Source organism: Thiocapsa sp., from assembly GCF_035467215.1.
Lineage (GTDB): Bacteria > Pseudomonadota > Gammaproteobacteria > Chromatiales > Chromatiaceae > Thiocapsa.
The window spans coordinates 1-8,996 of record NZ_DATITZ010000334.1; the positions used below are offsets into that span (position 1 = coordinate 1).

Below are 8,996 nucleotides of genomic sequence, written 5' to 3' on the forward strand. Positions count from 1 at the left end.
TCAACGTGGCCAGATCGATCACCAGCTCCGGGTTGAAGCGCTCGGCGTAGGTGAGTGCGTCGCAGAGGATGAGTCGGCCTTCGGCATCCGTGTTGAGGATCTCGATGGACTGACCGGACATGCTGGTCACGATGTCGCCGGGTTTGTTGGCGTCGCCGTCGGGCATGTTCTCGGACGACGGGACGACGCCGACGAGGTTGATCGGCAGGCCCAGCTCGCAGGCCGCGAGGACGGTTCCGAAGACGCCCGCCCCGCCGCACATGTCGTATTTCATCTCGTCCATGTCGGCGGCCGGCTTGATCGAGATGCCTCCGGTGTCGAAGGTGAGGCCCTTGCCGACCAGCACGATCGGCTTGGCGTCGGGTTCGCCGCCGCGGTAGTGCATGACGATCAGCTTGGCCGGCTGGCGACTCCCGCGCGAGACCGAGAGGAGGGCGCCCATCTTGAGCTCCTCCATGTCGGCCTCTTCGAGGATCTCGGTCTCCAGCCGATCGTAACGCTCGCCGAGCTCGACGGCCTTCTCGGCCAGATAGGTCGGTGTGCAGATGTTGCCGGGCAGGTTGCCCAGCTCTTTGGACAGTGCCATGCCGGCCGCGATGGCCGTGCCGTGTTTGATCGCCTGCTCGGCGCGCGGCGCGTCGGCCTTCTCGGAGAGCCAGATCTCAAGTCGCTTCAGCGGTGTCTTGGGTGCCTGTTTGTCGTCTTTTTTGGTCAGGGTATAGCGGTAGGTCTTGTCCTCGGCGGTGGTGACGAGGTCGCGCACGGCGGCATAGAGGTCGAGCCCGTCGGGACCGAGCTCGGGCAAGGTGCAGAGTGCGGCTCCCGCATGGGTCTGCTGGAGTGCCGCAACGGCGCCGATGAGTGCTTTGCGGTAGTTGTCGCGCCCGAACTCCTTATGCTTGCCGCATCCCACGACGAGGACCCGCTCGCTGGCCAGGCCGGGCAGGTCGTAGAGCATGAGTGTGCCGCCGAGTCGACCGTCCATGTCGCCTTTCTTCAACAGCTCGGCCAGGCGCCCGCCGGTGGCGAGATCGAGCGCGGCGGAGGGTCCGGCGAGCTTGCGCCCCTCGAAGATCCCGATCAGGATACAGGGCGTCTTGAGTTGAGCGATCTCGCCGGTCTTGATTCTGAATTCCATCGTCGGACTCCTGTTGGAGGGCCTGGGTGAAAGCGGGTTCTAAACCGCGCCCGGTGCGGTATGCGTCATTTGTCGGATTGGCTCGGTCGCGACGCGGCGCGCTGCCGATGGTCGACCGTTCACGGATCTGGTGCTTTTGATGTCGAATAACGAGTCTACCGGAAGAGACCGCGCGGTCGAAGCCCGTCGACATGGCGGCGCCGCGGGTCGGTTGTCCCGAGCCGGGCCCGCGGTCCGGGCGGCCCTCAGTTGTGCCCGGGGCGTCGCACAAGACCCGACGCCGTGATCATCCTCGAGCGCTATCTCGCGCGGGCCGTCATCGGCGGGACCCTGCTCACGCTCGGGATCCTGCTGCCGCTTCTCGGCTTCTTCATCCTCGCCGACGAGATCGACGCCGTCGGGGTCGATGGTTATGGACTGGCCGATGCGCTGGTCTTCATGGCGTTGAGCCTGCCGCGTTATGCCTACCAAGTCTTTCCCATCGCGACCCTAATCGGCGCCTTGATCGGCCTCGGGGCCTTGGCGAGCCGCTCGGAGTTGGTGGCGATGCGGGCCGCCGGCTTCTCGGTGGCGCGGATCATTCGGGCCGGGCTGCTCGGCGGGGTGATGCTGGCGGCGCTTGCGGTGTTCGTCGGGGAGGTCGTCGCGCCGGTCGCGGAGCAGCGCGGTCTCGAGCTGCGGCGCCAAGCGCTCTCGGGCGACGTGACCCAGCAGACGCCTTACGGCTTCTGGGCGATCGATGATCGTGCCTATGTCAACATCCGCGAGATCGCCTCGCCGACGCGTCTGCGCGACATCTTCATCTACCAGGTGGACGCGGATGCAGGCTCCCTGGTCGCGACCCACGCGGCCGGGGCGCGCTACAGCGAGGCCGGTTGGGTGCTGGAAGACATCGCGCTCAGCCGCGTGAGCGCGGCCGGGGTCGAGGTGGAGCGCATGGAGCGGGCCGAATGGAACTCGATGCTGGATCCCGGGCTGCTCAAGGTCGTGGTGGTGGATCCGCAGGTACTCCCGGTTTGGGGGCTCTATAAATATATCCGCTTCATGACGCTCAACAAGCAGGATGCCGGACCCTACGAGGTCGCGTTTTGGGGCAAGGTGTTGCACCCGGTCCTGACGCTCTCGATGATCTTCGTGGCGATTCCGATCATCCTCGGCTCGGCGCGCACCACGGGACTCGGTCCGCGCATCTTCGTCGGCGTCCTGGTCGGCATCCTCTATTATTTGGTCAGCCGCACCTTTGCATTCGTCGCGCTGCTGTTCGGGCTGGACCCGCTGGTCGCGGCGATCATGCCGCCGCTGTTGTTCATCACCGGGGCCTTGCTCTTGCTGCGTCGGGTGGGCTAGTGGAGCAGTGCAGAGATTCCGAGACCGTCCGAGATCATTTTTCGTTGTCGTTGTCGTTGTCGTCATCGTAGTCGTATCGATAGTCGATAAACGACAACGACAACGAACGGTCTCGACACATCTGCCGTGCTGTACCGGAGACAGCGCATCAGGGTTTCTTTCCGGATCGCAGGAGCATGACCAGCCGAGTCTGCGATTGGCGGTCGTGCCAGGCTAGACCGTCTCGGTCGATCAGGCTCCACCAGAGGCCGAGTCCGGCCGGCAAGAGGCTCAAAACGGCCCAACCGAAGCGCTTGAGCGCGTCGCGCGTGTTCAGGTTCTCGCCGTCGTCGCGGATGACGCGAAACCGCCAGGCGCGCATGCCCAGCGTCTGACCACCGTGGGTCCAGAAGTAGACGTAGAACCCGCAGATCACGATCGCCAGGTAGATCTGCATGAGGGCCAGATGGATCGGGTTCTCGTTCGGCGAGGCGCCCGTGAGGCTCGTGTAGGGGATCACGATCAGCATGACGGCGAACATCAGAACGCCGAGCAAGAGCACGCTGTCATAGAGCAGGGCCCCGATGCGGCGCAGCAGGGAAGGGGTCTTGGCAAGACTGATGTCGAGGTCCATGGTGTCCTTAAACCGCGCTCGGTGCGGTATGCGATGGTTGTGGATGGGATCGGCCCCGGCAGACGTGACGACCGTTGGAGTCGACGCGGTTTAAGATATTAGAAAATATCATTTTAAACCGCGTCTCAGCTGAGGGTTTTGGATGCACCAAACGTTGAGCTTACTCGAAAATGAGCATGTCGCTCTGGACGCGGTTTAATGCGGCTCTCCGTCAAATCCATCCTGTTCGTCCTGTTGCGGCGCGTTCCCATGCCCGTGATCGCGATCCTGGTCGGCCTGGCCGTCGGACTTGCGGTTTGGGGGCTTCTGGACCAAGTACAGAGCCGTCAGGTCGACAAGATCTTTGCGCAGGAGCTGCAGGCGCAGCTCGATCAGCGGGCGCGGGAGAGCCTGATTCGTTTCGACCGTTATCTCTCCAACTACGGGGCGACCACGCGCCTGCTTGCCAACCATCGGCGCCTTTCCGAGTATCTGGAGCCGCTCTTCTGGTTCGAGGACGACGATACCCTACCTGTGGTCTACAAGGAGTTCCGTCCGCACTGGCTTCCGGATTTCTTCGAGCGTGAGGCGCTGAGCTCTCCGAGTCATGTGCTGCTGACCGACCCGCAGGGTCGGGTTCGAGAAGTCTTTCAATCCGGCAACGATCCGCTGCCCGAGGAGATCGCCACCCGGATCCCGACGCGCTTGCTCAACGTGCGGGAGGTGCGCTCCGTCATCGAGCGCTTCGGCGACGGACTCTACTTGCTCAGCAGCGATGCTGTCGAGGATGCCGGCGGTTATGCGATGGGACATTTGGTGGTTCTGGTGCCCGTCGACGACGCCTTTCTGGCCTCGTCCCAACGCGGCGTCTACGTCGGGCGCGCCGCGGTTGCCTTGGTGGACGGCGCCGATCAGCGGATCGTCGCGAGCGTCGACTCCGAGATGCTAACTCCCGGAAGTCTGCTCTCGGACTGGTCCGAGGACTATCTGGTGACCTCCCAGTCCATGGCGGAGTACGAGGGCGCCGATTCCAGCGTGCTGTTTGCGACCTTCGTCCCGCATGCCGCGGTGGAGAAGATGTCGCGCCATGTCCGCATCTTCGAGCGCCGGCAGCGCGGGATCGCCGCCGCGGTCTACATCCTGGTCTTTACCGCAGTCATCTATCTGGTGTCGTCGCGACTGAACGCGGTGCTGAAACGCATGACGCGGTTTTCGCAGCGTGCGCTCGGTATTCCGGAGCCCGGGTTTCATCGCGACGGCAACCAACTGCTCTTGCTCGAGGAATGGATTCAGCATTTCACGCAACTGGTGCTCAAGGCGCGCGAGGAGATGAGCATCAAGCATCAGGCGCAGATGCGCGAGAGCGAGGCGCTCAAGGCGGCCGTGATGGAGGCGTCGCTGGATGCGATCGTGACGCTCGACCACGGCGGTCGGATCATCGAGCTCAATCCGGCCGCCGAGCGGATGCTGGGGCTTGATCGCGGCGAGGCGACGGGGGCCGTTTTTGCCGAACGCTTTCTGCCCGAGATCGCGCGCCCCGCCTTCCAACGACTCCTCGACCGCTCGCGCCACCTGCACCGCGAGCCGCAGGGCCGCGGCGAGCTGGTCGCCCTGCGCTCGGATGGCTCGGAGATCCCGGTGGAGATCTCGATCGTGCCGATCGATCTGGAGTCCGAGCGCTTCTATACGCTCTATATCCACGATATTACGGCGCGCAAGCAGGCCGAGCGCGAGATCAAGAGCCTCGCGCGGTTCGCCAGCGAGAGCCCGAACCCGATCCTGCGGGTCACGGGCGACGGCCTAATCGTCTATGCCAATCGAGCCAGTCGCCCCTTGCTGCAGGCCTGGGGTGCGGACCCGGGCGAGTGCCTGCCGGAGGATTGGCGCGAAGAGATCGCCGTCGCGCTCGACAGCGGCGAGCCCCAAGACCGGGAGCAGGAGATCGCGGGCCAGGTCTATTCGCTGCTGTTCGCGCCCATTCGGGATCTCGGCTATCTCAACATCTATGCCCGTGACATTACCGCGGTGCGCCGTGCCGAGCAGGAGGCTCGTCAACATCAGGCAGAGCTGGTGCATGTGTGCCGACTCAGCACCATGGGCGAGATGGCCACGGGCATGGCGCACGAGCTAAATCAGCCGCTCTCGGCGATCGTCAACTATGCCAACGGCTGCAGTCGTCGCCTGCAGAGCGCGACGTCGAAGACCGAGGACCTGGTCGGTGCCATGAGGCAAATCACGGTGCAGGCGCAACGCGCGAGTGAGATCATCCGTCGCCTGCGTGCCTTGGTCGGCAAGCAGCCGCCGATCCGGACCGATGCCGATCTCAACCATCTGGTGCGGGAGGTGTGCTCGTTCGTCGAGTTCGAGACCACCCGGCTGGCATTGCAGATCGAGCTGGACTCCGGCGCCGATCCGATTCCCGTCAATGTCGACCTGGTCCAGATCGAGCAGGTGCTGTTGAACCTGGTGCGAAACGCGATCGATGTCCTGCAGGAGTCGCCCGAGGAGCTTCGCCGTCTTTGTATCCGGACCCGGGTGGAGGGAGATCAGGCCATCGTCGAGGTCGAAGACACCGGCCCCGGCATCACCGCGGATCGCATCCTGCACCTCTTCCATCCATTCTTTACGACGAAGGAGGGCGGCATGGGCATGGGCTTGGCGATCAGCCAGACCATCGTGGAGAATCACGACGGCCGCATCTGGGCCGAATCCGAGCTCGGAAAAGGCTCGATCTTCTATGTCTCGCTACCGCTCGCGCGGGCCGACACGCCCGAGGCGACGACCGCGCCTGAATCCGAGCTTTTGGAGAGCCTGACATGACCCACGACGCAACCGTCTTCGTCGTCGACGACGACCAAGCCATGCGCACCTCTCTGCAGTGGTTGATTGAATCCACCGGCATGTCGGTCCAGACCTACGAGTCGGCCGACGTCTTTCTCGCGAGCTACTATCCGGGGCGCGCCGGCTGCCTTCTGCTCGACGTGCGGATGCCCGGGATGAGCGGCCTGGAGCTTCAAAGTCACCTGGCGCGCGAGGGTTATCGCTTGCCTGTCATCATGATTACCGGACACGGCGATGTCGCGATGGCGGTCAAGGCCATGAAGGCCGGGGCGGTGGACTTCATCGAGAAGCCGTTTCACGACGAAGACCTGCTGCGCAGCATTCGGCGCGCACTCGATTACGACGAGAGACACCGTGCCGACCAGGCCGCGCGGGCTGCAATTGCGGCGCGGCTTGCCGAGCTGACGCCGCGCGAGCACGAGGTCATGGCGATGGTCACGGACGGCAAATCCAACAAAGACATCGCCGCCGCGCTCGGCGTGAGCGCCAAGACGGTCGAGGCCCACCGTGCGCGTGTCATGGAAAAGATGCGGGCCGACTCGCTTGCCGAGCTGGTTCGGATGGCCCTGATCGCCTCGGCGGAGGGTCCGGCGACACGCTGATTGCGGGGTCGAGCCGGGGTTGAGTTCGGGGTTGAGTTCGGCTTCGAGCCCGTCGAAGTCGGGTTTGCTCGGAAGTCGGCGGAGCCTCAAAATGGCCGATCTTCAATGATTCGCCGGAGTATGCTCGATGTCCGAAAAGGCCCCCTGGATTACCTTCCGACCCGAGCTTAAGGTGCTCGATTGCACTGTTCGCGATGGGGGGCTCGTCAATGCCCACCGGTTCGATGACGACTTCGTCACCGCCATCTATCGTGCCTGTATCGATGCGGGCATCGACTACATGGAGATCGGTTACAAGAACTCGCCGCGCGTCTTCCCGAAAGACAAGTTCGGTCCCTGGCGCCACTGCGACGAGGCCGATCTACGCCGCGTGGTCGGCGACCACGATCCCGAGGCCACGGGACTCAAGCTTGCCGTGATGGCCGATGCCGGAAAGAGCGATTGGCAAACCCAGATCCAGCCGGCGAGCGAGAGTGTGCTCTCGATGATCCGCGTCGCCTTCTACGCCCATCAGGTCTCCGAGGCGGTGGACATGATCCGCCACGCGACCGAGCTCGGGTACGAGACCACGGCCAACCTGATGGCGGTCTCCAACATCACCGAGACCGAGATCGATACCGTGCTCGAGGCCATCGCCGACACGCCCACCAGCACCATGGTGATCGTCGACAGCTTCGGGTATCTCTATCGCGAGCAGATCGACCGGCTCTATCACAAGTACACGGATGCCTTGAAAGGCACCGGCAAAGAGATCGGTATCCACGCCCACAATAATCTCCAGTTGGCCTTCGCCAACACGATCGAGGCCATCATCCTGGGCTGCAACCGGGTCGACTCGACGATCTTCGGCTTCGGTCGCGGTGCCGGAAACTGCCACACCGAGCTGCTGCTCGGTTTCCTGCGCAACCCCAAATTCAACGTCCGCCCCATTATCGAGGTCATCCAGAACCGGATGCTGCCCCTGCGCAAGGAGCTCGATTGGGGTCCGTCGGTCCCCTACAACATTACCGGGCAGCTCAATCAACACCCGCGCTCCGCGATCGAGTGGCGCGAAGGGCCGACGCCGGATGACTATCTGACGTTTTACGATAAGGTCGTCTCGGAGATTTGATGGTTGCCAGTGGGCAGCGGGCAGCCGCCAGCCTTCAGGGAACGGACCAAGCCTGATAGCCGATAGCCAACAGAAGGAGGCAGGAGGCAGGAGGCAGGAGGCAGGAGGCAGGATAAACCCGAACACTGATCCGCATGAATTCCCCCTCAATCCTTGGAGATTGTCATGTCCGACGAAGCGACCTTGACCCTGGGCGACGCGACCTATCGTTTCCCGATCATCGAGGGAACGGAGGGGGAGCGCGCAATCGATATCCGAAACCTGCGCGCTGAAACGGGCCTGATCACCCTTGATCCCGGATTCGGCAATACCGGGAGCTGCCAGAGCGCCATTACCTTCATCGATGGCGAGCAGGGGATCCTGCGCTACCGGGGTATCCCGATCGAGCAGTTCGAGCAGGCGCCGAACTTCGTCGAGGTGGCCTGGCTCCTGATCTTCGGTCACCTGCCCAGTCCGGAGGGATACGACACCTTTGCCGCGGATTTGACCGGGTGCGCCAACCTCGACGAGGGGATGAAGCATCATTTCGAGGGTTTCCCGCGCGCGGCGCCGCCGATGGCCATCCTCTCGGCCATGATCAACGCCCTGTCCTGTTTTCATCCCGAGATCTTCGAGCTTCAGGACAAGGATTCGGTGCGGATCGCCTCGGCCGGGCTGATCAGTAAGATTCGCACCATCGCCGCCTACGCCTATCGTCACTCCAGAGGTCTCCCGTACATCTACCCGGATCCCAAGCTGAGATATGTGCCGAATTTTCTGCACATGATGTTCTCTCAGCCCTTCGAGCAGCACGTCTGCGAGCCGATCGTTCGAGACGCGCTCAACCTGATCCTGTTGCTGCACGCCGATCACGAGCAGAACTGCTCCACTTCGACGGTGCGCATGGTCGGCTCCAGCCAGGCCAACCTCTTCGCCTCTTGTGCGGCGGGCGTCTGTGCTCTGTGGGGTCCGCTGCACGGCGGGGCGAACGTCGCGGTGCTCGAGATGCTCGAGCAGATCCATCAGGGACAGATGACCCCTGACGACTATGTGCGGCTGGCCAAAGACAAGAACAGCAAGGTCCGGTTGATGGGTTTCGGTCACCGGGTCTACCGGAATTTCGACCCGCGTGCACGGATGCTGGCGAACGTCGCGGAGCGGCTCCTGCCGCAGCTCGGCGTGAAGGATCCGCTGCTCGACATCGCGCGGCGCCTCGAGGAGATCGCGCTCGAAGATCCCTACTTTATCGACCGGCAGCTCTATCCCAACGTGGACTTCTACAGCGGCATCATCCTGCGCGCCATCGGCATCCCCGTGGACATGTTCCCGGTCATGTTCGCCATCGGGCGCATGCCCGGATGGATCGCCAACTGGCGCGAGATTGCG

Annotated in this window: 7 protein-coding genes; 5 read left to right on the forward strand and 2 right to left on the reverse strand. The window is 63.4% G+C overall.

From position 1 onward, the window contains the following. The coding region (locus VLR48_RS18050; RefSeq protein WP_325293119.1) for a leucyl aminopeptidase at positions 1–1,138 on the reverse strand (1,138 nt) is incomplete at its 3' end. Between the two features lie 282 nt (positions 1,139–1,420). On the opposite strand from VLR48_RS18050, the gene lptG reads away from it, so the two are divergent. Beyond that, positions 1,421–2,485 (forward strand): LPS export ABC transporter permease LptG, encoded by a 1,065-nt coding sequence (gene lptG, locus VLR48_RS18055; RefSeq protein WP_325293120.1) that lies wholly within the window; start codon positions 1,421–1,423, stop codon positions 2,483–2,485. 148 nt (positions 2,486–2,633) lie between these two features. Here lptG and VLR48_RS18060 read toward each other — a convergent pair whose 3' ends face one another. After that, positions 2,634–3,098, reverse strand: coding sequence for an RDD family protein (locus tag VLR48_RS18060; protein WP_325293121.1), 465 nt, complete (start codon positions 3,096–3,098; stop codon positions 2,634–2,636). Between the two features lie 198 nt (positions 3,099–3,296). Between VLR48_RS18060 and VLR48_RS18065 the strand changes: the two genes are divergently transcribed. From VLR48_RS18065 to VLR48_RS18080, 4 genes are all read left to right on the forward strand, one after another. Continuing rightward, positions 3,297–5,897 (forward strand): PAS domain-containing sensor histidine kinase, encoded by a 2,601-nt coding sequence (locus VLR48_RS18065; RefSeq protein ID WP_325293122.1) that lies wholly within the window; start codon positions 3,297–3,299, stop codon positions 5,895–5,897. Continuing rightward, on the forward strand, positions 5,894–6,520 hold the full coding sequence (locus VLR48_RS18070; RefSeq protein WP_325293123.1) for a response regulator transcription factor: 627 nt from the start codon (positions 5,894–5,896) through the stop codon (positions 6,518–6,520). The genes VLR48_RS18065 and VLR48_RS18070 overlap by 4 nt, the downstream gene beginning before the upstream one ends. A 127-nt stretch (positions 6,521–6,647) precedes the next feature. Next, positions 6,648–7,631, forward strand: a complete 984-nt coding sequence (locus tag VLR48_RS18075; protein WP_325293124.1) for an aldolase catalytic domain-containing protein — start codon at positions 6,648–6,650, stop codon at positions 7,629–7,631. Between the two features lie 165 nt (positions 7,632–7,796). Beyond that, the coding region (locus VLR48_RS18080; protein ID WP_325293125.1) for a citrate synthase at positions 7,797–8,996 on the forward strand (1,200 nt) is incomplete at its 3' end.